The sequence below is a fragment of the Catenulispora subtropica genome (assembly GCF_039531675.1).
Taxonomy (GTDB): Bacteria; Actinomycetota; Actinomycetes; order Streptomycetales; family Catenulisporaceae; genus Catenulispora; species Catenulispora subtropica.
The window spans coordinates 52,471-76,886 of record NZ_BAAAQM010000024.1 but is presented as its reverse complement, the minus strand read 5'-3'; the positions used below and the strand labels follow the sequence as shown (position 1 = coordinate 76,886).

The following is a 24,416-nucleotide window of genomic DNA, read 5'->3' as shown; positions in this document are numbered from 1 at the left end:
GCACCGTTCACAGCACCGTTCACAGCACCGGTCACGGCACCGTTCACGGCGCCGTTCACGGCATCGGGCACGCCACCGGCCAGGCCGGCGGTCACCGCGGCGCCGCTCATTTCGGCGGCACCAGCGCGTCGCGCGGGTCGGTGCGGGGCGGCGCGACCACGACGCCGATCAGCTGGAGCGCGCCGTAGTCGACGTACGGCTTCACGGTCGCGGTCCGCGTCAGGGCCCCGGGCGTGGGCTGCACCGAGGTCACGGTGCCCAGCGGCACGCCGGGCACGAACGGCGACCCGCCGGCCGAGCCGAACGTCAGCACCGGGGTCCCGATCGGGATGTCGGCCTGCGGGTCGTAGAACTGCACGCTGAACCCGGCCGCGCCGCCGCCGGTGGCCAGGCCCACCTGGCCGCCGCCGCCCGGGCCCCCGGCGCCGGGGGTGCGCACGCCGACCGTGAAGCGCGGGTCGTTGGCCAGCAGCACGGTGGCGGAGTCGGAGCCGACCGCGGTGGTGCGGCCGACCAGGCCGTCGCCGTCGAGCACGGTCATGCCCGGCTTCACGCCGTCCACGGCGCCGGCGTCGATGGTCGCCGACCACGTGCCCTGCTGCCGCGGCGAGAACGCCAGCACCCGCGCGGGGATGGTGCGGAACGTGCCGACCGAGGCGACGTGCAGCAGCTTGTCCAGTTCGGAGGCCCGGGCCCGGGCGTCGGCGGAGGTCTCGTTCAGCTCGCGCAGCGCGGCGTTGTCCGCCTTCAGCCGCGCGATCTGCTTCCGGTCGGCGTCGCTGTGCCCGAGTCCGTGCACGAAGGAGGTCACCGGCGTGGCCACCGCGGCGACCGTCCGCTGCACCGGGCCGAAGGCGGCCTCGCCGCCGGAGCGCAGCGGGCGCAGCGGCGACCGCGCGCCGCCCCGGGCGTCCACCGTGATCATGGCGAAGGCCGCCGCCAGCAGTACCGCCAGCAGCAGCCTCGTCCGCTTGTCGTCACGCACGCTCCCGTGCTACCTCCGCCCGGGACGGCGACGGTTGTTGAGCGAGCCGAGCACGGGCGCCAGTGCCTCGAACTCCTCCAGGCAGCGGCCGGAGCCGAGCACCACCGAGTCCAGCGGGTTCTCCGCGATGTGCACCGGCATGCCGGTCTCGTTGCGGATCCGCTCGTCCAGGCCGTGCAGTATGGCGCCGCCGCCGGTCAGCACGATGCCCCGGTCCATGATGTCGCCGGCCAGCTCCGGCGGGCACTTGTCCAGGGTGTCGCGGACCGCGTCGATGATCGCCGCCACCGGTTCCTCGATCGCCTTGCGGACCTCGGTGGAGGACAGCAGGATCACCTTCGGCAGGCCGGAGACCAGGTCCCGGCCGCGCACCTCGGCGCGGGTCTCCTCGCCGGCGTCCCAGGCCGAGCCGACCGTCACCTTGATCTCCTCGGCGGTGCGGTCGCCGAGCAGCAGCGAGTACTCCTTCTTGACGTACTGGATGATCGCGTTGTCCAGCTCGTCGCCGGCCACCCGGACGCTGAGCGCGGTCACGATGCCGCCGTAGGAGATGACCGCCACCTCGGTGGTGCCGCCGCCGATGTCCACGACCATGTTGCCGGTGGCCTCCTGGACCGGCAGGCCGGCGCCGATCGCGGCGGCCATCGGCTCCTCGATCAGGTGCACGCTGCGCGCACCGGCGGCGCTGGCCGCGTCCTCGACCGCGCGCTTCTCGACACCGGTGATGCCGGAGGGCACGCACACGATGACCCGCGGCTGGGCCAGCCAGCGGCGTTTGTGCGCCTTGCGGATGAAGTAGCGCAGCATCCGCTCGGCCACCTCGAAGTCGGCGATGACGCCGTCCTTGAGCGGGCGGATGGCGACGATGTTGCCGGGGGTCCGGCCGATCATCTTCTTGGCCTCGGCGCCGACCGCGAGCACCGCGCCGGTCCCGGTGTCCACCGCGACCACCGACGGCTCGTTGAGCACGATGCCCCGACCGCGTACGTACACCAGGGTGTTGGCGGTCCCCAGGTCCACCGCGATGTCCCGACCGATGACCGCCATCCCGGAGCCCATACGCGATCCCCATCTTCCGTCGCTCTGAGTTGTGCAGAAGTCTTACCGTTCGTCGCCAACCAGATGCTCTGAGTGACGCCTGCGATCGATCCTAACCAGGGTTATGCCCGATGCATCCCGGGGGATCCGATTCACCCCGAAGGTGTACGCCCGAACGGGTGAGAACGTTGATCTCAGCCCTCTGGGCGGCTCCCTCAAGGGGCGGGATCCGGGGTCTTCCGGTCAGTCATCCGGGATCGTCAGGGTGCGCCGCGGCCGTTGCCCCACCGACTCCAGGCGCCGACACACCCCGAGCATCGCGCCGGCCGTCGCGACGGCGGCGCCCACGGCGAGGGCCTGCGAGGACCAGTAGGCGGCGTCGCCCCGCACCGAAGGCGTGGTCGAGCCGTGGTAGCGCAGGGCGTAGCCGGCGCCCACGGCGAGGGCCGCGGTGGCCAGACAGATCAGGAACGCGTACATCAGCCGCTGCCCGAAAGTGCTCCGGGTCTCGCCGCGGGTGGGCAGCACCAACCCCAGCTGCGCCACCACCGCGAGGCCGGCGAGCCCGGCGGCGAGCACCAGCAGGTCGGCGGCGACGGCGTCGGAGAGCCGGTGCCAGTGCGCGGCCACGGTCGCCGCCCCGGCGATGGCGGCGCCGGGCAGGCCGAGCAGCGTCACCGGGACGTACCAGCGGCCGCTGACGACGATGATCGCGGCGCAGAACAGCCCCATCACGGCGGCGGCGTGGCCGGAGGGGAGGGTGTTCGGGGCCTGGAGCGCCGCGTGCCCGGCCCCGGCCGGCGCGCCGAGCACCGGGCGGCCGGGCAGCACGTCCTTCAGGATCCGGGCCCCGACGACGGCGGCGAGCCCGGCGAGCACCCCGCACACCGCGAGCAGATGGCGGCGGCGCAGCAGCCCGACCGCACCGATCACCGCCAGCGACAGCCCGAAGCTCTCGGCGCTGATCCGGTTGAGCCACCGGTCGGCCTCGGCGTACCAGGTGCCGTCGCGATGCTGCCGCGCCCCGGCCAGCGCGGCGTTCTCGAAGTCCTGGCCCCAGCGGGTCCGCACCGCGAGCAGGTAGACGAGGAAGACGCCGACGAAGGCGACGACCGCGGCGGCCAGCAGCCTGGTGCGCAACTCGCGGCGGGCACCGACGGTCGCGGTGTGGCGGTCGACGGCGAGAGCCGGTTGGTAGAGCATGCCGGGGACGTACCCGCTGAGGTGGGGCCGGGTAGCGGAGTTGACCTGAATGAGTGATCAAGTCCTTGACGGGAGGGTGGCAGCCCACGGTTGCGGCCACGACTACCGTGTTCCGCGCGGCGCCGGACGCCGTGCGCCGTGCGCCGGACGCCGTGCGCCGTGCGCCGGACGCCGTGCGCCGGACGCCGGACGCCGTGCGCCGGACGCCGGCCCGGGCTTCTCAGCCCTCGGCGCCGCCGGCCTGCGCCGCCTCGTAGGCCGCGTAGGCCGCGGCCTTCTCCGTGTCGATCTTGTGACCGGCCTTCAGGCCCCAATACCAGAGCAGGGCGAAGAAGCCGCCGATGAAGAACATGTCGACGATCACGAACCCGCCCAGGATCAGGGCCGCCTGGAGGACCCAGCCGATCTGGTAGGCCCAGGGCTTGCGCAGCATGCCGCACAGCAGGGCGGCCAGCGCCATACCGGGGCCGCAGATCGCCCAGACCGTGCCGGTGCCCAGGTCCGAGAGCTTCATCGCCACCAGGGCGAAGAACAGGATCACCAGGACCTCGAAGCAGAGCACCGAGGTCGCCATCCGTCGGACCATCACCGGTCGTCACCGCCGTACTCTTCGTCAGCCGTCTCGTCGCGGTCGCCGCCGCGCTCCCCGAACAAGTCGAGGTCGCGGTCGTCGAAGTCCTCCTTCTCGGCGTCCTCGAACTGGACGTCCTCGAAGGTGTGCCGGTCCTCGACGCGCTCGGCACGGTCCCGCACCAGCAGGGTACGCGCCTCCCCCGCGGTCACCACCGACCCGGTCACGATGACGCCGGCGCCGCTGGAGGTGCCGGCCGGGACGGCCGCCTCGGCCAGGCCCAGGGCCAGGTCGATCGCGTCGTCCAGGCGCTTGGCCTGGTGGACCCGGTCGGCGCCGAAGACCTCCGCGGCCAGTTCGGCGAGCTGGGCCGACGGCAGCGCCCGCTCGGTGGTGTTCTGGGTGACCACCACCTCGTTGAGCACCGGCTCCAGGGTCTCCAGGATCCCGGCGACGTCCTTGTCCCGCATGGCCGCGATCACGCCGACCAAGTGGTCGAAGGTGAAGTCCTCGGCCAGGGCCTGCGCGGTGGCACGGGCGCCCGCCGGATTGTGGGTCGCGTCGATGATCACCGTCGGTCCGCGGCGCACGACTTCCAGGCGGCCGGGCGAGGTGACCTTCGCGAACGCCTCGCGGACCACGTCCGGGTCGAGCGAGGTGCCGCCGCGGCCGGCGCCGAGGAAGGCCTCGACGGCGGCCAGCGCGGTGGCGGCGTTGTGCGCCATGTGCGCTCCGTACAGCGGCAGGTACACGTCGGTGTACTCGCCGGCCAGGCCGCGCAGCGTCAGCAGCTGCCCGCCGACCGCCTGCTGCCGGTCCAGCACGCCGTACTCCAGGCCCTCGCGGGCCACCGTGGCGTTCACCTCGGCGGCACGGCGCAGGATCACCTCGGCGGCCTCGACCGGCTGCTGCGCCATGACGACGAGCGCGTTCTCCTTGATGATCCCCGCCTTCTCGGAGGCGATCTGCGCGGGGTCGTCGCCGAGGATGTGCGCGTGGTCGACGTCTATCGGGGTGATCACCGCGACCTGGCCGTCGGCCACGTTGGTGCAGTCCCAGGTGCCGCCGAGGCCGACCTCCAGCACCGCGACGTCCACCGGGGCGTCCGCGAAGGCCGCGAACGCCATGCCGGTGATCACCTCGAAGAAGGACATCGGGAACTCCTGCGAGCCGTCCACGATGTCGACGTACGGCCGGATGTCCTCGTAGACCTCGACGAAGCGCCGGACCGGGATCGGCGCCCCGTCGAGGGTGATGCGCTCGTTCATCGACTCCAGGTGCGGCGACGTGAACCGGCCGGTGCGCAGGTTGAGCTCGCGCAGCAGGGTCTCGATCATCCGCGCGGTGGACGTCTTGCCGTTCGTCCCCGTGAGGTGGATGACCGGATAGGCCCGCTGGGGGTCGCCCAGGATCTCGGTCAGGGCCCGGACCCGTGCCAGGGTCGGGTCCATCTTGGTCTCCGGCCAGCGCTCCAGGAGCTCGCGCTCGACTTCCTCGTACTGCTCCTGGAGCTCCGGGTCGATGTTCGCCATGGACTCGATGGTTCCTTACTCCGGCCGGTTACGCGGACGGCAGGGTGTCGAGCTGCGCGCCCAGGCGCGCGACGTCGCCCTCGGCGTCGGCCAGCCGCTTGCGGATCTTCTCGACCACCGCGTCCGGCGCCTTGGCCAGGAAGTCGGCGTTCCCGAGCTTGGCGTTCGCCTGCTCGATCTCCTTGCGCGCCGTGGCCAGGCCCTTCTCCAGCCGCTTGCGCTCGGCGGCCACGTCGATCGTGCCGGACGTGTCCAGCTCGACCTTCGCGCCGGGCACGGTCAGCGTCGCGGTGGCGCTGAAGCCCTCCTCGGGGGCCGTGAGGCGGTTCAGAAGCCTGATCGCGGGCTCCTGCCCGGCCAGCTTCGCATCGGTCAGCGTGAGCCGTGCCGCCACCCGCTGGGTGTCCTTCACGCCCTGGTCGGTGCGGAACCGGCGGACCTCGGTCACCACGGCCTGCACGGCCTCGATCACCGCCTCGGCGCCGGCGTCCACCCGGGACAGGTCGGCCTTCGGCCACTCGGCGATCACGATCGACTCGCGGCCGGTCAGCGCGGTCCACAGCGTCTCGGTCACGTACGGCACCACCGGGTGCAGCAGGCGCAGCATCACGTCGAGCACGTGGCCGAGCACGGCACGCGCGGTCTGGGCGTCGGGGTCGTCGGCGGACACGCCGAGCGGCAGGCGGAGCTTCGACAGCTCGATGTACCAGTCGCAGACCTCGTCCCACGCGAAGTGGTAGAGCGCCTCCATGGCCTTGGCGAACTGGAAGTCCTCGTAGAGGGCGTCCACTTCGGCCACCACCTCGTTGAGGCGGGACAGGATCCAGCGGTCCTCGACGGTGAGCCGGTCCGCGGCCGGGAGCTCGGACGGCACGAAGGCGCCGTTCATCATCGCGAACCGGGTGGCGTTCCACACCTTGTTGGCGAAGTTCCGCGCGCCCTGGATCCAGTCGTCGGCGATGGCCTGGTCGGTGCCCGGGTTGGCGCCGCGCAGCAGGCCGAAGCGCACCGCGTCGGAGCCGTACTTGTCCATCCACTCCAGCGGGTCGACCACGTTGCCCTTGGACTTGGACATCTTCTTGCCGAACTGGTCGCGCACCAGACCGGAGAGGACCACCTTGTCGAAGGGCTGCACGCCGTCCATGGCGTACAGGCCGAACATCATCATCCGGGCCACCCAGAAGAAGATGATGTCGTAGCCGGTGTGCAGCACCGAAGTCGGATAGAACTTCTCCAGATCCGGGGTCCGCTCCGGCCAGCCCAGGGTGGAGAACGGCCACAGGCCCGAGGAGAACCACGTGTCGAGCACGTCGGTGTCCTGGGTCCAGCCCTCGCCGGCCGGCGGCTCCTCGTCCGGGCCCACGCACACGACCTCGCCGTTCGGGCCGTACCAGATCGGGATCCGGTGGCCCCACCACAGCTGGCGGGAGATCGTCCAGTCGTGCATGTTGTCGACCCAGGCGAAGTAGCGCGGCTCCATCTCCTTCGGGTGGATCTGCACCCGGCCGTCGCGCACCGCGTCGCCGGCCGCCTTGGCCAGCGTCTCCACCTTCACCCACCACTGGAGCGACAGGCGCGGCTCGACCACGGTCTCGCAGCGCGAGCAGTGCCCCACCGGCCGCAGCAGCTGCTTCTGGCCCACGATCCGGCCCTGCTCGCGCAGCGCGGCCACCACGGCCGGGCGCGCCTCGAACCGGTCCATGCCCAGGAACGGGCCGTGCACGGTGATGACGGCGTGCTCGTCCAGGATCGAGGGCATCGGCAGGTTGTGGCGCCGGCCGATCTCGAAGTCGTTCGGGTCGTGGGCCGGGGTCACCTTCACCGCGCCGGTGCCGAACTCCGGGTCCACGTGCTCGTCGGCCACGATCGGGATCCGGCGGCCGGTGAGCGGGAGCTCCACCTCGCGTCCCACCAGGTGCCGGTAGCGCTCGTCGTCGGGGTGCACGGCCACGGCGGTGTCGCCGAGCATGGTCTCGGCCCGCGAGGTCGCCACCACGATCGAGTCGTCGCCGTCGCCGTAGCGGATCGAGACCAGCTCGCCGGGCTCGTCGAAGTGGTCCACCTCGATGTCGGACAGCGCGGTCAGACAGCGCGGGCACCAGTTGATGATGCGCTCGGCGCGGTAGATCAGGCCGTCGTCGTACATCTTCTTGAACATGGTCTGCACCGCCTGGGACAGACCCTCGTCCATCGTGAACCGCTCGCGGGACCAGTCCACGGAGATGCCCAGGCGCCGCTGCTGGCCCAGGATCCGGCCGCCGTATTCGGCCTTCCAGTCCCACACCTTGCGCACGAAGGCCTCACGGCCCAGGTCGTGCCGGGACAGGCCGTCCTTGGCCAGCTCCCGCTCCACCACGTTCTGGGTGGCGATGCCGGCGTGGTCCATGCCCGGCAGGTACAGCGTCTCGTAGCCCTGCATCCGCTTGCGGCGGATGATCGCGTCCTGGATCGACTGGTTGAGCGCGTGGCCGACGTGCAGCGAACCGGTCACGTTCGGCGGCGGGATCACGATGGTGAACGGCTCCTTGTCGGAGGCCGCGTCGGCGGTGAAGTAGCCGTTCTTTACCCACCGCTCGTACAGCTCGCCCTCTACCTCTACCGGCGCGTAGGCGGTCGGCAGAGTGGTGGCGGCGCCGGCGGCAGCGCCCTGGGCGGCTGGATTGGTGGTCTCATTCACGGGTCAAGCTTAATGGTGCCCAGGTGGGGATTCCGCCGAGTATCCGGACTGCGGCTGGAGCGCGAGGTGCAAAACGGCGGTCCGCCGAAGCGAACCGCCGTCTGTCGTTCCGGGTGAGCGCCGACCGCCTAGGCCGACCGCTCCCGCCGCTCGTTGAGGTTCTGCTGCTGCCCGGTCCGCCGACCCTGCTCGTTGAAACCGCGCTGGTCCCGCGGCACCAGTGTGGGCAGCACGTGCTCGCGCACCACCTCGCCGGTGATCACCACGGTGCCGACGTCGGAGTGGCTGGGGACCTCGTACATCACCGACATCAGCACCTCCTCCATGATCGCGCGCAGACCGCGGGCGCCGGTGCCGCGCAGGATCGCCTGGTCGGCGATGGCCTCCACGGCGTCGTCCTCGAAGACCAGCTCCACGCCGTCCAGCTCCATCAGGCGCTGGTACTGCTTGATCAGGGCGTTGCGGGGCTCGACCAGGATCCGCACCAGGGCGGCCCGGTCCAGCTTGTGCACCGAGGTGACGACCGGGAGCCGGCCCACGAACTCCGGGATCATGCCGTACTTCAGCAGGTCCTCGGGCAGCACGTCGGCGAAGACGTCGGTGGTGTCGATGTCGTAGCGGGAGCGCAGCTGCGCGGTGAAGCCCATGCCGCGCTTGTTCACCCGGGCGTCCACGATCTTGTCCAGGCCCTCGAAGGCGCCGGCCACGATGAACAGCACGTTGGTGGTGTCGATCTGCAGGAACTCCTGGTGCGGGTGCTTGCGGCCGCCCTGCGGCGGCACCGAGGAGACCGTGCCCTCCAGGATCTTCAGCAGCGCCTGCTGCACGCCCTCGCCGGAGACGTCGCGAGTGATCGACGGGTTCTCGGCCTTGCGGGCGATCTTGTCGATCTCGTCGATGTAGATGATCCCGGTCTCGGCCTTCTTGATGTCGTAGTCGGCCGCCTGGATCAGCTTGAGCAGGATGTTCTCGACGTCCTCGCCGACGTAGCCGGCCTCGGTCAGCGCCGTGGCGTCGGCGATGGCGAACGGGACGTTGAGCATCCGGGCCAGGGTCTGCGCCAGGTAGGTCTTGCCGCATCCGGTGGGGCCGAGCAGCAGGATGTTGGACTTGGCCAGCTCGATGTGCTCGCCGCGGCGCCCGCCGCGCTCCCGCTGGTAGTCGCCCGCCTGCACCCGCTTGTAGTGGTTGTAGACCGCCACCGACAGGCTCTTCTTGGCGTTCTCCTGCCCGATCACGTACTCGTCGAGGAAGTCGTAGATCTCCTTGGGCTTGGGCAGTTCGGCCAGCCCCCGGGCGGCCGCGGGCTCGCCCGGCTCCTCCTCGATGATCTCGTTGCACAGATCGATGCACTCGTCGCAGATGTACACGCCGGGGCCCGCGATGAGCTTCTTGACCTGCTTCTGGCTTTTGCCGCAGAAGCTGCACTTCAGCAGGTCGGCGTTGTCGATGCGTGCCACGGTGGAGCTTCTCCTTCGTGAAGATCCCGGTGCTGGACTGACTACGACTATGACGCGCGGACGCGCTTCGTAGTCTGTCCCCCAAGACGGTACCGCTCATACCCCCGGCAAGGCGTGATGTACGTCGATCGCATCGCCGAGGACGGCCGTGGCACCGAATGATAATCCGACACCACGGCCCGTGGCGGGCGACCCCGCCGAATTCCCCGCGGCACAGCGCTCAGCTGAACGCGAGCGTCTCGGTCCGGGTGGTCAGGACCTGGTCGATGATCCCGTAGTCCTTGGCCTCCTCGGCGGACAGGATCTTGTCCCGGTCGATGTCCTTGTGCACGTCCTCCAGCTCGCGCCCGGAGTGCTTGGCCAGCATCTGCTCCATGACGCTGCGCATCCGCAGGATCTCGTTGGCCTGGATCTCCAGGTCCGACAGGTCGCCGCGGCCGCCCTCGCTCCAGGGCTGGTGGATCAGGATCCGGGCGTTCGGCAGCGCCAGGCGCTTGCCCGGGGTGCCGGCGGCCAGCAGCACCGCGGCGGCCGAGGCGGCCTGGCCCATGCACACCGTCTGGATGTCCGGCTTGACCCACTGCATGGTGTCGTAGATCGCGGTGAGCGCGGTGAACGAGCCGCCGGGGCTGTTGATGTAGATGGAGATGTCCCGGTCCGGGTCCATCGACTCCAGCGTGATCAGCTGGGCCATCACGTCGTTCGCCGAGGCGTCGTCGATCTGCACGCCGAGGAAGATGATCCGCTCGTCGAACAGCTTCGAGTACGGGTCCCACTCGCGGAAGCCGTAGCTGGTGCGCTCGCTGAACTTGGGGACGATGTAGCGGGCGTCGTGCTGCGGCCCGCGGTACTGCATGTCGTTCATATCAGGGTCCTCCGGGAAGGGCGGCCAGGGGGGATGTCGGGGCTGGGCCGGGGCGTCAGGACCCGGATGTGCCGCCGCCGCCGGGGACGTCGGTGGCGTGCGTCATGATGTCGTCGATGAGGCCGTACTCCTTGGCCTCCTCGGCGCTGAACCAGGTGTCGCGGTCGGAGTCCTTCTCGATCTTGTCCAGCGACTGCCCGGTGTGCCGCGCGGTGAGCTCGGCCATCCGCTTCTTGCTGCGCAGCAGCCGCTCGGCCTGGATCCGGATGTCCGCCGCCGAGCCGCCGATCCCGGCCGAGCCCTGGTGCAGCAGGATCTCGGTGTTCGGCAGCGCGAAGCGCTTGCCGGGGCTGCCGGCGGTGAGCAGGAACTGGCCCATGGAGGCCGCCATGCCCATGCCCACGGTCACGATGTCGTTGGGGATGTACATCATCGTGTCGTAGATCGCCAGACCCGCCGAGACCGAGCCGCCGGGGCTGTTGATGTAGAAGTAGATGTCCTTCTCGCTGTCCTCGGCGGTGAGCAGCAGCAGCTGGGCGCACAGCGAGTTGGCGATGTCGTCGTCGACCTGGGTGCCCAGGAAGATGATCCGGTTGCGCAGCAGCCGGTTGTAGACCTGGTCGCTCAGGCCGAGGGGGCTCTCTGCGCCCGCGCGGGCCGTCGGGGTCAGCGGCGTCGTCATAGGTTCACCCTGCCTGGTTCGTCGGAAGCGAATGCTCGGACCGCCGATGACGGGCCCTATCGGGGGTCTGATCGCCAGGTCCTAGGACGACCCTAACGCGCCGGTCCCCCGCCACGTCGGCGCCCCGGGTCTTGTTCGCTGACGGCATACGCCCGCGCCGCGGGCGGGGACGCGAAAGCCCTGCCGTGTTACCACGGCAGGGCTTTCGTATTACCGGAGCTTCCGGCTAGTCGTGCTTGTGCCCGTAGTGCTCGTCGTCCGGGGTGCGGCCGTGGCTGTCCGGGTTCTCGCCGTCGGTCTCCTCGACGTCGGGCTCGTTGATCTTCTTGACGTCGACCTCGTTGCCGGAGGCGTCCTTGACGGTGGCGGCCTCCAGCACCAGGTTCAGCGCCTTGCCGCGGCGGACCTCGCCGACCAGGGCCGGGATCTGGCCGGCCTGGGAGATCTGCTGGGCGAACTCGTCCGGGCGCATGCCGGCCTGCGACGCGCGCTGGATCAGGTGGTTGGTGAGCTCGCCCTCGTTGACCGAGATCTCCTTGTCGTTGGCCAGCTTGTCCAGGATGAACTGGGCCTTCACCCCGTCGCGCACCTCGGCGTCGAGCTCGGCGGTGTACTCGTCCTCGGTCTTGTCCTGGAGCTTGAAGAAGCCCTCGCGGGTCATGCCGCCCATGGCGATCTGCCGGTCCAGGGCCTCGTTGCGCCAGGCCAGCTCGGCCTCCACGACCGACTTCGGCAGCGGGATGTCCACGCGCTCCAGCAGGACCTCCAGCACCTTGTCCCGGGCCGAGGCGACCTGCTCGAACTGCTCCGAGCGCTCCAGCGTCTCGCGGACGTTGGCGCGGAACTCGTCCATGGTGTCGAACTCGCTGGCCAGCTGGGCGAACTCGTCGTCCAGCTCCGGCAGCTCGCGCTCCTTGACCGCGGTCACGGTGACCTCGATGGTGGCGTCCTCGCCGGCGTGCGAGCCGCCGAGCAGCTTCGAGGTGAACGAGGCGGTCTCGCCGGCCTTCTTGCCGATGATCGCCTCGTCGGTGCCCTCCACCAGCTGGGTGGAGCCGACCTCGTAGCTCATGCCCTTGGCGGTGCCGTCCTCCAGGACCTCGCCGTCGATCGAGGCGGTCAGGTCCAGCGTCACGAAGTCGCCGTCCTGGACCTCGCGCTCGACCTCCTTGAGCGAGCCGAAGCGCTTGCGGATCAGGTCGATGCGCTCGTCCACGGCCTCGTCGGTCACGGTCGCGTCCTCGACCTCGACCTCGATGTCCTCGTACGCCGGCACCTCGAAGTCCGGGCGCACGTCCACCTCGGCGGTGAACTTCAGCGTCTGGCCCGGCTCCAGCTCCTGCAGGTCGACGTCGGGCTGCCCCACGACCTCGATCTTGTTCTCCTCGACCGCCTGGCCGTAGAACTGCGGCAGGGAGGCGTTGATGGCCTCCTCCAGGGCGGCGCCGCGGCCGAAGCGCTGGTCGATGACCGCCGCCGGGACCTTGCCCTTGCGGAAGCCCGGGATCGAGACCTGCTCGGCGATCTTCTTGTAGGCCGCGTCGAGGCTCGGCTTGAGCTCCTCGAACGGGACCTCAACGGTGAGCCGGACCCGGGTCGGGTCCAAAGTCTCGACAGCGCTCTTCACTGCTGCTCTCCTTGCGGCGCTGCCGGCGCCGGCAGCCTCGAGTCATGGCGCGACGTCGCGCGTGGACGGGATACGAAGCCCCATCGTAACCCGGAGTGCCGCCCCCGAAGGAAACGGTCCCGGAACTCGCTAGAGCTCTCTTTGGTAGCACTGGGAGGTCGGGTCATCCGCATAAGCGCCGAAGCAGGGGACCCGGGCGTAGCCGGAGCGCTCGTAGAACCGGATCGCGGCGGCCTGCCGAGGGCCGGTCTCCAGCTTCAGGGTGGTCCGGCCCCGGGCCGCGGCCCCGGCCTCCAAGGCGGACAGCACGGCGCTGGAGACCCCGCGGCCGCGCCAGTCCGGGACCACGTACATGCGCTTGATCTCGGCCGCCCCGGGCTCCAGCGGCCGCAGCGCGCCGCAGCCCACCGGCGCCCCGCCGGCGTAGGCGACCACGAACAAGGCGATGTCGGCGGCGGAGGGCGCGACGCCGGGCTCGCTGTCCGGGCCGTACATCTCCTCGATCTCGGCCCGCTGCGCGGCCCGGAGCGCGGCGGCTTCCGGGTCGTCCCACGGGACCTCTTTGACGACGATGCTCGGGGGGATCACGCCGTCCAGTCTGGCTCGGGTGTGTGTCGGGAGTGTTTCCGCGTCAGTTCAGGATCGACTGCACCGTCATCACGGGCATCATGACCAGCAACATCGCCCCCAGGAGCCCCAGGAACAGGAACACCGCGGCGTTGAAGCGGCTCAGCGGCCCGACCGCGAAGTCGGCCTCCGAGGGCAGGTACCGCACGTCGGCGGTGTCCCCGACGGCCAGGGCCCGGCTGGACGCGTCGGCGTGCCGGTGAGTGACCCCGTCGGGGGTCGCGTACTCGAAGACCGGATAGGTGAACTCGCTGTTGTGGAAGGCGACCACGGCTGCGACGGTCGCCTGGGCCCGCTCGGCCCCGTCGCGCAGCCGCCACCGCAGTCGCATCGCCCTCAGATAGTCGGTGCGCAGTGCGGCGGCGGCCAGGCCCGTACCGAACGCTGAGGTGAAGGCCCCCATCACGAGGTCGGCGTAGCCGGTGGGGCGGCTGAACGCGGTCGCGAGGATCACGATCGCCTCCATTATGTAGAGGAGGGCCGCGATCAGCACATACCGAGTGCCCTTGGCCGTCGCAGACCATTTCCCGGCCATCCGCCGCCCTCCCCTTCGCTCGTCCACCACGCTCGTCCCCCGGCGGTGGTCACAACCCGTGGCCGTGATGGTAGCCGTCATCCTGCCCGCGTCGAGACCTCCAGGCTCTCGATCGTCATCGGCCGGCCGCTGACCGTGGCCGCCCCGGGGCGCTCGGCAGCCGGACCGCCGACCGAGCCCGGGAACGTGCCGCCGACCGCGACGTCGAAGACCACGAAGAAGCCGTGGTGGACGGCGGCGTCCCAGGTGGCGGCGTCGACCCGGGCGGCGTCGACGCGGAAGACCTCGGTGCCGTCGATCGACCAGCGGATCTGTTCCGGGCTGCGCGAGCGGTCGACCTCCACCGCGTACTCGTGCGGGCCGGAGGCACAGGCCGGGCACGGGTGCTCACCGGAGCTGACCCCGCCGGGCTCGCCGCAGGGCCCGGTCGGCAGAGCGCCGCAATGCAGGGTGGACCAGATCGAGGCCCGGCCGTTCAGGGCCTCCAGGACGTCGATCTCACCGCCCCCGGGCCACGGGCGCGTCCCGTCGCGGACCCCGCTGCCGAGCAGCCAGAAAGCGGGCCAGTAGCCGGCGCCGTTCGCGGGGGTGACGTCCGGCAGCGTCACCTTGGCGCTGAGCCGCAGGACGCCGCCGGGTGGTGCGGCGAAGTCGGAGCGCCGGGTCTCGACACGGCCCGACGTCCAGGTGCCGTCGGTGCCCCGCAGCGGGGTGAGGCGCAGGGCGCCGTGGCCGTCGAGACCGACGTTCGCCGGGTCGGCGCTCATCGCCTCCACCTCACCGGTGCCCCAGTTCGGCGCGGGGCAGCCGGGATAGCAGTGTCCGGTGTCGACGATCCAGTCCTGCTGGGGCAGCGGAGCCCCCGCCGCCCCGCGGAAGTCGGCGGTGAACACCGTCTGCCAGGGCTTCGCGAACGGCAGCTGGGCCGCCAGCCGCGGCGCCATGAGATAGGCCGCGGTGTTGGTGAGGTGCGAGTCGTCGCGGTAGAGCAGGACGCCGTCCAGCACTGCCGGGCAGGTGGTGTCCGGACACAACAGGGAGCTGAAATCGACCGGTGTCACCCGGGGATCGATCGCGAGCGGGTCCACCGCGAGCGCGTCGCCGCGGCGGAACGCGCAGTCCTTCCACTGCTCTTGCGCACCGGAGACGCAGACCGGGATGTCGGTGTCGGGCTTGGGCGTGTCCCGGATGCCGGCGATCGGGACGCCGAGCGCCGCCAGGCTGGTCAGCGGCCCCTCCCAGGCCTCGGCGGTCGTGGCGGCCGGGGCGTACCAGTCGAGCTCGGACACGATGATCAAGGCCGGGCGCGTCTCCCGGCGCAGCTGCTCCAGGACCGAGGCGCGCCAGGTGTAGCACTCCCGGTAGTCCCGGCCGAGGACCGGGCTGGTCACCTTCAAGTCGGCGAAGGGGCAGCCCTGTTTGACGCGCTCCTCGACGGCGAGGTGGCGGTCGGCCGCGACTCGGCTGACGGCGGAGAACCACTGGCCGGCGTGGGAATCGCCGATGAGGACGATGCGGCCGGCCGGAAGCCCGTCCGGGGACGGCGGGTCGAGGTCGCGGACCAGGCCGGTCGCCGTGGGGCTTCCCGGCGGGGCCGGCCTGAACAGGCACAGCGTGCTGACGGCGGCCTCGGGGGCCACCTCGCAGCCTTCGTCGGGCGGGAAGTCCTTGCGGGCTTGGGCCGGACTGGGCACCGTGGTGCCGCCGGTGCGGGCGGCGGCCGGGACCGCCAGCAGGTGCGGACCGGCCGGAGCCGCGGTCGGCAGGGCCCTGACGTCGAACGGCTGGGCGTCGCCGAGGGTCCGCGCGGCGCCGGTGCCGACCACGAGACCGGCGGCCAGCGGGAGCATCACGGCCGTCGCGCCGATCGCCAGGCCGCGCCGGGGCGTCGAGGTGATGAGCTTCGAGAACCGGAGCGGCTGCTCGACGAGGCGCATCGTGGCGTAGGCGGGGACGGCCGACAGAGCGGCCAGCGCCGCGGCGGTGCCCCAGGCCAGATCGCCCCATTCCGCCTGCGCCAGCACCAGGATCGGCCAGTGCCAGAGGTACAGGGCGAAGGAGAGCCGGCCGACGGCGCGCGCCGGGCGGATCGCCAGCAGAGACGGGATCGAGGCCTTCGGGTACTCCCCCGCGCCGGCGAACAGGACGAGGACCGTTCCGGCGACCGGCATCAGCGCCGCCGTTCCCGGATACGGGGTCCGGGCGTCGAAGGCGACGGTCGCGGCGAGCACGAGGGCCAGGCCGGCGAATCCGGCGGCGGTGCGGACGTGCCGCAGTCCCACGGTCCGGCCGGAGACGGCGACGGCGAGGATCGCTCCGGCGCCGAACTGCCAGGCGCGCGAGGGCGAGCCCATGTAGGCGAGCGGCGCCGAGGTGGTGGTCCAGTGCAGCGACAAGGCGAGCGAGACCGCGGACAGGAGCAGGATCTCGGCGAGCACGAAGGCGCGGACGGAGCTGCGGCGCCGGCGGGCGGCGACGATCGCGAGCAGGACGAGGGGCGCCCACACGACGTAGAACTGCTCCTCGACGCCTAGCGACCAGTAGTGGAGCAGCGGGCTGGGGGCGCGTGAGGCGGCGAGGTAGTCGGTCTGGTCGGCCACGAAACGCCAGTTGCCGCCGTTCAGCGCGGCGGTCAGGAGGTCGTAGGCGACGTCGTGCTGGCGCAGGGGTGGGAGCAGGATCCAGGTCGCGAGGGCGGTGAAGAGCAGCACCACACAGGCCGCGGGCAGGATCCGGCGGGCTCGGCGGGCGTAGAACTCGGAGAGCGAGAAACCCTGGCGCCCGAGAATCTGCCCGGTGATGAGGAAGCCGGAGACGACGAAGAACACGTCGACGCCGACGTAGCCGCCGGCCATGCCCGGCACCGCGGCGTGGAAGCCGAGCACGGTCAGCACGGCGACGGCGCGCAGTCCTTCGATGTCGGGCCGGAAGTCGCGGTCGGCCACGGTTCAGCCCAGCCAGGGCAGCATCGGGCGGAACACACCGGACGCCACCGCGCCGCCGAGGAGGAGGGCGAGGGTGATGGCGAGGGCTTCGGGCCAGCGGAGGCGGTGGTCGGGGGTCGGGGTGGGGGCTGCGGGCTCTTGGCCGGCCCCCATTGCGGGTGGGGTCGGTACGGCGGCGTTTCGCTGGGCCGGTAATAAGTGGGATGAATCGCGCTCGACGGCGGGCTCGCCAGCCGCGGCGCTCGTGCTCCCACTCGCGCTCGTGCTCGTGCTGGTGCTCGCGCTCTCGGCCACACGGTTGTCGGTGGTGCGGGCGGTGCTCACTTCGACTCCTTCAACACGGGCGCGGCCGCGCGGCGGGCACCCAGCGTCGGTATCAGGTCCTTGATCAGCGGCGCGGTGAGGTACACCGTCACCGCCACGTACACGGCCACGCCCCAGAACCGGGCCGGCCCGAAACGCGCGAGGTCCGCGGCCAGCGCGGCCACGGCCGCGCCGGTCGTCGCCCCGAGCCACAGCACCGCCAGGCGGGCGATGTCGCGCGCCAGCTTGGAGCGGCCGCCGCCGGCTCCGGTCGGCACCCAGTCGGCTCCGCGGCCGCGGAGCGTGTGCAGCAGGGCGGCGCCCGCGGCGAAGGCCACGAGGTAGTTCGCGCGGATCACCTCGATGCGCCAGCGGCTGCGGGAGACCGCGGGCAGCAGCACGAACCAGACCCACAGAGGGGCCAGCAGCGGCAGCACATGCCAGGGCCGGATCTGCTCGGGGCGGGCGGCCAGCATGAGCAGCGGCGGGAGCGGAGCGGCGAAGACGTTGACGGCCATGACCACGTAGCCCAGGACGCCGTTGTAATAGCAGACGCGGGTCCGCCATGCGGCACCGACGCGCTTGAGGTCACGGCCGGTCAGCAGGTGCAGGTTGCCCATCGCCCAGCGGTACTGCTGGTTGACGTAGGACGGCAGGCTCTCCGGGGAGATGCCCTTGGCCACCAGCACGGGCACGTACTGGGTGCGGTAGCCGTGGCCGAGCATCTCCAAGCCGGTGTACATGTCCTCGGAGTGGTCGAGCTTGGCGAAGCCGCCGATCGCGTCCAGCGCGGCTCGGCGGTAGACGGCGTTGCTGCCGCAGCAGATCGCGGCGTCGGCGGCGTCACGCGAGGGCTGCACCCAGCGGAAGAACCACTCCTGGGCGGCGCCGGCCGCGCGCTGGAGCCAGGACATGGTCTCGTCGGTGTCGAAGAACTGAGGGCTCTGGACGATGCCGACCGCGGGGTCCGCGAGGTAGGGAACGAGGTGGTCGAGGAAGTCGGGGCGCGGGCAGAAGTCGGCGTCGAGGATGGCCACGACCTCGCCGTCGGCGACGGTGAGAGCGTGGTTGAGGTTGCCGGCCTTCTTCAGGTGTCCGCGATCGGGGCGGACGACGTAGCGGAACCCGTACTCGCGGGCCAGGGCGGCCACCGCCGGGTTGGCGGCGTCGTCCAGGACGTACACGGCGAGCGCGCCGCGCCAGCGGACGCGGGCGACGTGCTCGTAGGCGTTGCGCAGGACGTCGAGCGGCTCGCCGCAGGTCGGCAGGAACACGTCGACGCTCGGGACCCGCTCCGGCTGCCAGGCGCGGACCAGGACGTCGTGGCCGGCGCGGGTCAGGCGGCGCTGCTTCTGGCCGTCGGCCAGCGAGAACGCCAGGCCCGCCAGGTTCAGCGCCAGAACGCCGAAGAAGACCCAGAGCAGCGGGGTGCGGAGCGAGAAGAAGAACAGCGTGATCGCGGTGAAGATGAACGACAAAGACGAACAGAGCAGGACCCAGCGGCGTTGCGGGCCGAAGTACCAGTAGAGCTCGTCGTCGTCGGGCGGTGCGGGCAGGAACGGTGTCTGTGTCGCGGTGAGCGTTGTGCTCGGCGCCATGGCCGATGGTCCCCCTGTGATTTCGTGCATTGACTCACCGCCACGATAGCCCACTGGTCTAGACCTGTTGGCGACGCCCGCGTGAACGGGCCCTGAATCGCGCCCCGTGACGTTGATCACGCCGGAATGCCAAGAGCTTGATGAATTCGCTCGATCCGACGTCGGATCAGCTCCGCCGGCACCCCTAAAAGACCACCCTGACCTGTGGTGCCACCGGGGTGAACAAAGGTGCGCACCGTACGTCACGACGCGAGTTCGCAACGTCAGGACACGAACGTGTCACAGAGTCCGGGTCCGGCTTGTGGCCGAGGTCCTGACGTGGATAGACACGTGGTTCGTCCCTGAAGATTTCATGAGTTCCGCTGCGTTTCGCGCGGAACGTCGGGGGCTTCAGAACACAGGGGAAAGGGACTTCATCTATGCCGAACGCCGCACACCGGCGGCGTGTCCAGGCGCTCGCCACGGGGGCGATAGCCATGGTCGCCGCGGCCACGCAGGCCATGCCGGCCCAGGCCGACGACACGCAGCACAGCAAGCACAACGACAAGACCCTGAACAACGCGCACCCGGCGTGGGCGACCGCCGACAAGGACCGCGGCGCGGTCCCGGCGTCGCAGACCATCACCACGCGCGTGTTCCTCACCGGCCAGGACGACGCCGGTCTCGCCGCACTGGCGAAGGACGTGAACGACCCGAACAGCCCGAACTACGGGAAGTTCCTGACGCCGGAGCAGGTCAAGCAGCAGTTCGGCGCGACGCCGGCGCAGGTCGCCGCCGTGCAGCAGTGGCTGAAGGACTCCGGCCTGACGGTGACCTCGGCGTCCACCAACTGGATCGACGCCAAGGGCCCGGCCGAGGCCGTGCAGCGCGCCTTCGGCACGCAGCTGAAGAACTACCAGCGTCCGGACGGCTCCGTCGGCTACGCCGCGTCGTCGGCGGCCGTGGTGCCGGGTGCGGTCGCGAACTACGTCTCGGCCGTCTCGGGTCTTTCGCAGAACACGATGATGGCGCACACGGACTCGGTGAAGAAGCCGGTCGCCACGCCGAACAACACCGTGACCCCGAACGCCGGCGCCCAGAGCTGGTGCGGCGCGTACTGGGGCCAGTCGAACGTCACGGGCCTGCCGGCCACCAGCAACGCCACCACCCCCCTGCTGCCCTGCCCCTACACGGCGCAGGACCTGCGGTCGGCCTACGGCCTGACCAAGACCGGCAAGGGCGCCACGATCGCGGTCGTGGACTGGTACGCGGCCCCGAACATGATCGACGCCGCCAACCAGTGGTCGAGCCACAACGGTGTCCCGGCCTTCCGGTCCGGCCAGTACTCCGAGTACTACAACCAGGGCGCCTGGAACAACACGGACGCCTGCCCCGACGCCGGCGGCGAAGAGGCGCTGGACGTCGAGATGGCGCACGGGCTGGCCCCGGACGCCAACGTCGTCTACGTCGGCGCCAACTCCTGCACCGACGCCGACCTGATGGCGGCCGAGCAGCAGATCGTCGACCAGCACCTGGCCGACGTGGTGTCCAACTCGTGGGGCGCCATCATGCACGGCAAGGACGGGGACCAGGACCCGGCCGTGATGGCGCAGTACGACCGGATCTTCCAGAAGGGCGCCGCCGAGGGCATCAGCTTCACCTTCTCGACCGGCGACTGCGGCGACGACGACCCGGCCAACAAGGCCGGCGGCGCCGTCAACTGCAACGGCAACTCCGCGCGCAGGCAGACCGAGTGGCCCGTGAGCTCGCAGTGGGTGACCGCCGTCGGCGGTACCACGCTGGCCACCAACTCCGGCGGCGGCTACGCGTGGGAGGTCGCGATGGGCGACCACCGGGCCACGCTGAACGGCGGCTCGTGGAGCTCGCCCCCCGGCCACCTCCCGTTCTTCTTCGGGGGCGGCGGCGGCACCTCCGAGGACATCACGCAGCCGTGGTACCAGGCGGGCAAGGTGCCGGCCGGACTGGCCAACACCACGTCCGCGGGCGTGCACACGACCCGGCCGATGCGCGTCCTCCCGGACGTGGCGATGAACGGCTCGCTGGCGACCATGGTGCAGGTCGACACCACGGAGTGGGACGGCGCCAACAACCGGTGGCTCGAGACGAGCATGGGCGGCACCTCGGTGGCCGCGCCGGAGTTCGCCGCGGTGCTGGCGGACACCAAGGAGGCGGCCGGCCACGCCGTCGGCTTCGCCAACCCGTCGCTGTACGCGCTCAACAGCAGCGCCTACCACGACGTGACCTCGCGCCCGGGCATCACCGAGGGCGTGTTCAGCGGTGGCAGCAAGAGCGAGCTGTACCAGGTCGGCATGGACACCTCGCTGACCGCCACCCCCGGCTACGACAACGCCACCGGCCTCGGTTCGCCGAACGCCGGCTTCGTCGACGCCCTGGCCGCGCAGAAGCCCCCGGTCGGCAACCCGGCCGGCCCGGCGGTGAGCCGCGTCGCCGGCGCCACCCGCTACGAGACCGCGATCGCGGTGTCGAAGCAGGCGTTCCCGGCGGCCGGGTCGGCCCCGGCGGTCGTGCTGGCCGTCGGCGAGAACTTCCCGGACGCGCTGGCCGGCGTGCCCTTCGCCAAGTCGAAGAACGCCCCGCTGCTGCTGACCCCGAGCAAGGGGATGGACGCGGGCGTGGCGGCCGAGATCAAGCGGGTGCTCGCCCCCGGCGGCAAGGTGTACGTGCTCGGCGGCGTCAACGCGGTCAGCCCGGCGGCGGTCAACGCGCTGAAGCTGCCCGCGAGCCAGATCCAGCGGATCGCCGGCGCCACCCGCTACGAGACCTCGGTCGCGATCGCCCAGGCCATGGGCAACCCGAAGAACGTCGTGGTGGCCACCGGCAAGAACTTCCCGGACGCGCTGGCGGCCGGTCCGTACGCCTCGGACGTCTTCAGCGCCCAGGGCACCGGCCCGGCGGCGATCCTGCTCACCGAGGACACCGTCGTCCCGAAGCCGGTGTACGACTACATCATGAACAACAAGGTCGACAGCCTCGCCGCGATCGGCGGCCAGGCGGTCACGGCCGTCTCGTCGTGGGGCCCGACGCTGAAGGCGTTCAAGGGGTCGGACCGGTTCGAGACGGCGGCCATGGTCGCCAAGGCGTTCCCGTACCCGCAGATCGCCGGGGTCGCCACGGGCATGCAGTTCGCGGACGCCCTCACCGGCGCGGCGCTGCTCGCCCGCTCGAACAGCCCGCTGCTGCTGACCATGCCGGGCGCGCTGCCGGACACCACCAAGAGCGCGCTGCAGGGCCTGGCGCACTCGCTGGCCGGCGGCGGCTTCGTCGACATCTTCGGCGGTCCGGTCGCGGTGTCGAACGCCGTGGTCAACCAGGTCGCCGCGGCGGTCGGCGGCCACGTCAAGTAGGTTCACCGCACGAGCAGGTCAGGGGCCGTCCTCGACGTTCGTCGGGGGCGGCCCCCGCATCGTTTCCGGGGTCTGCCATCATCTCCGGATGCGTGAACTCAACGAGCTGACGGACGTGGCGGATCCGGCGTGGCCGGAGCTCCTGGCGATGGTCGACGCGTGTCCGACGCCGGTGGCGGTGGCCCCGGCCGACCTGGGCGAAAGCCGCCGCGGGCTGCTCCAGCTGCAGATCACCGCTCGGTCGATGCTCGGCGGCATCGTCCTGAACTCCGGCGGCCTGGTCTTCGACGACGGCTGGGTGCGGGTGTACGGCGGCGGCTCCGGGCGCGACGGCGCGCTGCCGAGCCTGGCGCAGGTGAACGGCTTCCCCGAGGTGGCCGACCCGGCGTGGCAGGCGCCCGGGCTGGTCGTGGGCCACGACGTGCTGGGCGGCGTGTTCGCCCTGAACGGGATCGATCCGGCCGCGGAGGGGAAGCCTGGAGAGCCGGGGCAGATCGTGTACTTCGCCCCCGACTCTTTGGAGTGGGAGGCGCTGGGAGTCGGCCACTCGACGTGGATCCAGTGGCTGCTGTCCGGGGACGTCGAGGGCTTCTACAGCCGTCTTCGATGGGACGGATGGCGGGAGGAGGCTTCCGCCGCGGGATTCTCGCAGGGGATCACGGTCTTCCCCTACCTGTGGACCAAGGAAGCACACGAAGACCTCGGCGCGACCACGCGGCGCGCCGTGCCGATGCGCGAGGTCCTGGGGATGGCCGCGGACTTCGCGCGGCAGTTCGGGCCCGCGGACCCGGGGTTCCTCGGGGCGGTGTGACGGAGGGCCTGCGCGGAGGTAGCCGGGCGGCGATGCGGGCTCGGGCGGGTGCGCCGCTCCGAGCCCGCCACGGTCGGTCGCTCGGGACGCCTGGTCAGGCGCGGAACTGGAGCGACTTCGTCTGCAGATACTCCTCCAGGCCGTAGCGGCCCAGCTCGCGGCCGATGCCGGAGTCCTTGTAGCCGCCGAAGGGCGCGGCGAGGTTGAAGCGGCCGCCGTTGATGTCGACCTGGCCGGTGTCCATGCGGCGGGCGAAGGCGACCGCCTCGGCGTCGTCGGCGGCCCACACCGCGCCGGCCAGGCCGTAGTCGGTGGCGTTGGCGATGCGCAGCGCGTCCTCGGCGTCGTGGAAGGACATCACCGAGATCACCGGGCCGAAGATCTCCTCGCGGGCCACGGCCATGTCGGTGGTGACGTCGGCCAGGATGGTGGGGCGGACGTAGTAGCCGGCGGTCAGGCCCTCCGGCGGCTGCGATCCGCCGACGACGACCCGGGCGCCCTCGGCGACGGCGTCGTTGATGTAGCCGCGGACGCGCTCCAGCTGCTTGGCGTTGACCAGCGGGCCGATGCGCGTCTCGGGGCTGGCCGGGTCGCCGGGGACGTACTTGGCGGCGGCCTCGGCGGCGACGGTGAGCGCCTCGAAGTAGTGCTCGTCGGGGACCAGCAGCCGGGTCCAGGCCGAGCAGGTCTGGCCGGAGTTGGCGAAGACGTTGCCGACCGCGGCGGCCACGGCCTTCGGCAGGTCCGCGCCGGGCAGCACGACGCAGGCCGACTTGCCGCCGAGCTCCAGCGTCACCCGTTTGACGTCGCGTCCGGCCTGCTCGGCGATGCGGCGGCCGACCGCGGTGGAGCCGGTGAAGGAGACCACGTCGACGTCCGGGTGCCCGGCCAGCGCCGCCCCGGCCCCGGCCCCGGTGCCGACGACCAGGTTGAACACGCCGGGCGGGAAGCCGGCCTCGTCGACCAGGCGGGCGAACAGGCGGGCGGTCAGCGGCGTGTCCTCGGCCGGCTTGAGCACCACGACGCAGCCCGCGGCCAGGGCCGGGACCACCTTGGCCACGATCTGGTGCAGCGGGTAGTTCCACGGCGTGATGGCCCCCACCACGCCGGCCGGCTCGTGGTAGACGGTCGAGTGGCCGACCCGCTCTTCGAACTCGTAGTCGGTCAGGATCTGCAGGTAACTGTTCGCCACCCCCAACGGCAGCGCGGCCTGGACCGACGTCGCGAAGCCGATCGGGCACCCCAGCTCGGCGGTCACGGTCTCGGCGATCTCCGTCTGCGCGGCCGCCAGGCCGGCGACCAGCCGCCCGAGCAACTCCAGGCGCTCGCCCTTGCTGCTGGCGCCCCAGGCGCGGGCGGCCGAGCGCGCGGCGGCGACGGCCGCGTCCACGTCGGCGGCGCCGCCGTCCGGCACCACGGCGAGCACCTCCTCGGTCGCCGGGTTGCGGACGTCGAGCGTCGTGCCGGACGCCGAGGGGATCCACTTGCCGCCGATGTACTGGTCGGTGAAGGTGAGCGCGCTCATGAGGGGCCGTCCCGGAAACTAGCGGTGGGAGATTTCTGCGGACGCTAGCGCCGCGCGCCACACGGCA

General features: G+C 71.4%; 18 protein-coding genes. 2 read left to right on the top strand and 16 right to left on the bottom strand.

Annotated features, from left to right (window positions below; genetic code table 11):
- Positions 1–106 precede the first annotated feature (106 nt).
- The 15 genes from mreC to ABD466_RS21390 all read right to left on the bottom strand — a co-directional run bounded on the left by mreC (position 107) and on the right by ABD466_RS21390 (position 18,648).
- Positions 107–985 carry a rod shape-determining protein MreC gene (gene mreC / locus ABD466_RS21460; RefSeq protein ID WP_344658909.1) on the bottom strand — a complete coding sequence of 293 codons (879 nt, stop codon included), beginning with the start codon at positions 983–985 and terminating at the stop codon, positions 107–109.
- Positions 986–994: 9 nt separating this feature from the next.
- Entirely contained in the window at positions 995–2,032 is a 1,038-nt protein-coding gene (locus tag ABD466_RS21455; protein ID WP_344658908.1) for a rod shape-determining protein, read from the bottom strand.
- Positions 2,033–2,266: 234 nt separating this feature from the next.
- Positions 2,267–3,226, bottom strand: coding sequence for a phosphatase PAP2 family protein (locus ABD466_RS21450; RefSeq protein ID WP_344658907.1), 960 nt, complete (start codon positions 3,224–3,226; stop codon positions 2,267–2,269).
- Between the two features lie 220 nt (positions 3,227–3,446).
- The gene (locus ABD466_RS21445) at positions 3,447–3,800 is read right to left on the bottom strand and encodes a DUF4233 domain-containing protein (protein WP_344658906.1); all 354 of its coding nucleotides are present in this window, start codon (positions 3,798–3,800) and stop codon (positions 3,447–3,449) included.
- Between the two features lie 11 nt (positions 3,801–3,811).
- On the bottom strand, positions 3,812–5,329 hold the full coding sequence (gene folC, locus ABD466_RS21440; RefSeq protein ID WP_344658905.1) for a bifunctional tetrahydrofolate synthase/dihydrofolate synthase: 1,518 nt from the start codon (positions 5,327–5,329) through the stop codon (positions 3,812–3,814).
- 28 nt (positions 5,330–5,357) lie between these two features.
- Positions 5,358–8,006 carry a valine--tRNA ligase gene (locus ABD466_RS21435; protein WP_344658904.1) on the bottom strand — a complete coding sequence of 883 codons (2,649 nt, stop codon included), beginning with the start codon at positions 8,004–8,006 and terminating at the stop codon, positions 5,358–5,360.
- Positions 8,007–8,134: 128 nt separating this feature from the next.
- Complete coding sequence (clpX, locus tag ABD466_RS21430) at positions 8,135–9,466, bottom strand: ATP-dependent Clp protease ATP-binding subunit ClpX (protein WP_344658903.1); 1,332 nt, start codon at positions 9,464–9,466, stop codon at positions 8,135–8,137.
- A gap of 220 nt (positions 9,467–9,686) precedes the next feature.
- A complete protein-coding gene (locus ABD466_RS21425) occupies positions 9,687–10,331 on the bottom strand; it encodes an ATP-dependent Clp protease proteolytic subunit (RefSeq protein WP_344658902.1) in 645 nt (214 codons plus the stop codon).
- Positions 10,332–10,386: 55 nt separating this feature from the next.
- Positions 10,387–11,013: an ATP-dependent Clp protease proteolytic subunit gene (locus tag ABD466_RS21420; protein ID WP_344658901.1), complete on the bottom strand. Its 627-nt coding sequence runs from the start codon at positions 11,011–11,013 to the stop codon at positions 10,387–10,389.
- 226 nt (positions 11,014–11,239) lie between these two features.
- Positions 11,240–12,640, bottom strand: a complete 1,401-nt coding sequence (gene tig, locus ABD466_RS21415) for a trigger factor (protein WP_344658900.1) — start codon at positions 12,638–12,640, stop codon at positions 11,240–11,242.
- Between the two features lie 129 nt (positions 12,641–12,769).
- A complete protein-coding gene (locus ABD466_RS21410) occupies positions 12,770–13,228 on the bottom strand; it encodes a GNAT family N-acetyltransferase (protein WP_425558695.1) in 459 nt (152 codons plus the stop codon).
- A 43-nt stretch (positions 13,229–13,271) separates the two neighbouring features.
- Complete coding sequence (locus tag ABD466_RS21405) at positions 13,272–13,802, bottom strand: DUF3592 domain-containing protein (protein WP_344658899.1); 531 nt, start codon at positions 13,800–13,802, stop codon at positions 13,272–13,274.
- Positions 13,803–13,879: 77 nt separating this feature from the next.
- Entirely contained in the window at positions 13,880–16,747 is a 2,868-nt protein-coding gene (locus tag ABD466_RS21400) for an acyltransferase family protein (RefSeq protein WP_344658898.1), read from the bottom strand.
- Positions 16,748–16,750: 3 nt separating this feature from the next.
- Positions 16,751–16,900, bottom strand: coding sequence for a hypothetical protein (locus tag ABD466_RS21395; protein WP_344658897.1), 150 nt, complete (start codon positions 16,898–16,900; stop codon positions 16,751–16,753).
- Between the two features lie 167 nt (positions 16,901–17,067).
- A complete protein-coding gene (locus ABD466_RS21390) occupies positions 17,068–18,648 on the bottom strand; it encodes a glycosyltransferase family 2 protein (RefSeq protein ID WP_344658896.1) in 1,581 nt (526 codons plus the stop codon).
- Between the two features lie 419 nt (positions 18,649–19,067).
- Between ABD466_RS21390 and ABD466_RS21385 the strand changes: the two genes are divergently transcribed.
- A complete protein-coding gene (locus ABD466_RS21385) occupies positions 19,068–22,013 on the top strand; it encodes a cell wall-binding repeat-containing protein (RefSeq protein ID WP_344658895.1) in 2,946 nt (981 codons plus the stop codon).
- An 88-nt stretch (positions 22,014–22,101) separates the two neighbouring features.
- Entirely contained in the window at positions 22,102–22,824 is a 723-nt protein-coding gene (locus ABD466_RS21380) for a DUF2625 family protein (protein WP_344658894.1), read from the top strand.
- Positions 22,825–22,918: 94 nt separating this feature from the next.
- Here ABD466_RS21380 and ABD466_RS21375 read toward each other — a convergent pair whose 3' ends face one another.
- Positions 22,919–24,349, bottom strand: coding sequence for an aldehyde dehydrogenase family protein (locus ABD466_RS21375; RefSeq protein ID WP_344658893.1), 1,431 nt, complete (start codon positions 24,347–24,349; stop codon positions 22,919–22,921).
- Positions 24,350–24,416: the final 67 nt, after the last annotated feature.

Excerpts from the sequence above, each read along its gene's own strand:
- ABD466_RS21455 (WP_344658908.1), bottom strand. The coding sequence starts at position 2,032 with ATGGCGGTCATCGGTCGGGACATCGCGGTGGACCTGGGGACCGCCAAC.
- ABD466_RS21450 (WP_344658907.1), bottom strand. The coding sequence starts at position 3,226 with ATGCTCTACCAACCGGCTCTCGCCGTCGACCGCCACACCGCGACCGTC.
- ABD466_RS21445 (WP_344658906.1), bottom strand. The coding sequence starts at position 3,800 with ATGGCGACCTCGGTGCTCTGCTTCGAGGTCCTGGTGATCCTGTTCTTC.
- folC (WP_344658905.1), bottom strand. The coding sequence starts at position 5,329 with ATGGCGAACATCGACCCGGAGCTCCAGGAGCAGTACGAGGAAGTCGAG.
- ABD466_RS21425 (WP_344658902.1), bottom strand. The coding sequence starts at position 10,331 with ATGAACGACATGCAGTACCGCGGGCCGCAGCACGACGCCCGCTACATC.
- ABD466_RS21420 (WP_344658901.1), bottom strand. The coding sequence starts at position 11,013 with ATGACGACGCCGCTGACCCCGACGGCCCGCGCGGGCGCAGAGAGCCCC.
- ABD466_RS21405 (WP_344658899.1), bottom strand. The coding sequence starts at position 13,802 with ATGGCCGGGAAATGGTCTGCGACGGCCAAGGGCACTCGGTATGTGCTG.
- ABD466_RS21395 (WP_344658897.1), bottom strand. The coding sequence starts at position 16,900 with ATGGGGGCCGGCCAAGAGCCCGCAGCCCCCACCCCGACCCCCGACCAC.
- ABD466_RS21390 (WP_344658896.1), bottom strand. The coding sequence starts at position 18,648 with ATGGCGCCGAGCACAACGCTCACCGCGACACAGACACCGTTCCTGCCC.
- ABD466_RS21385 (WP_344658895.1), top strand. The coding sequence starts at position 19,068 with ATGCCGAACGCCGCACACCGGCGGCGTGTCCAGGCGCTCGCCACGGGG.
- ABD466_RS21380 (WP_344658894.1), top strand. The coding sequence starts at position 22,102 with ATGCGTGAACTCAACGAGCTGACGGACGTGGCGGATCCGGCGTGGCCG.
- ABD466_RS21375 (WP_344658893.1), bottom strand. The coding sequence starts at position 24,349 with ATGAGCGCGCTCACCTTCACCGACCAGTACATCGGCGGCAAGTGGATC.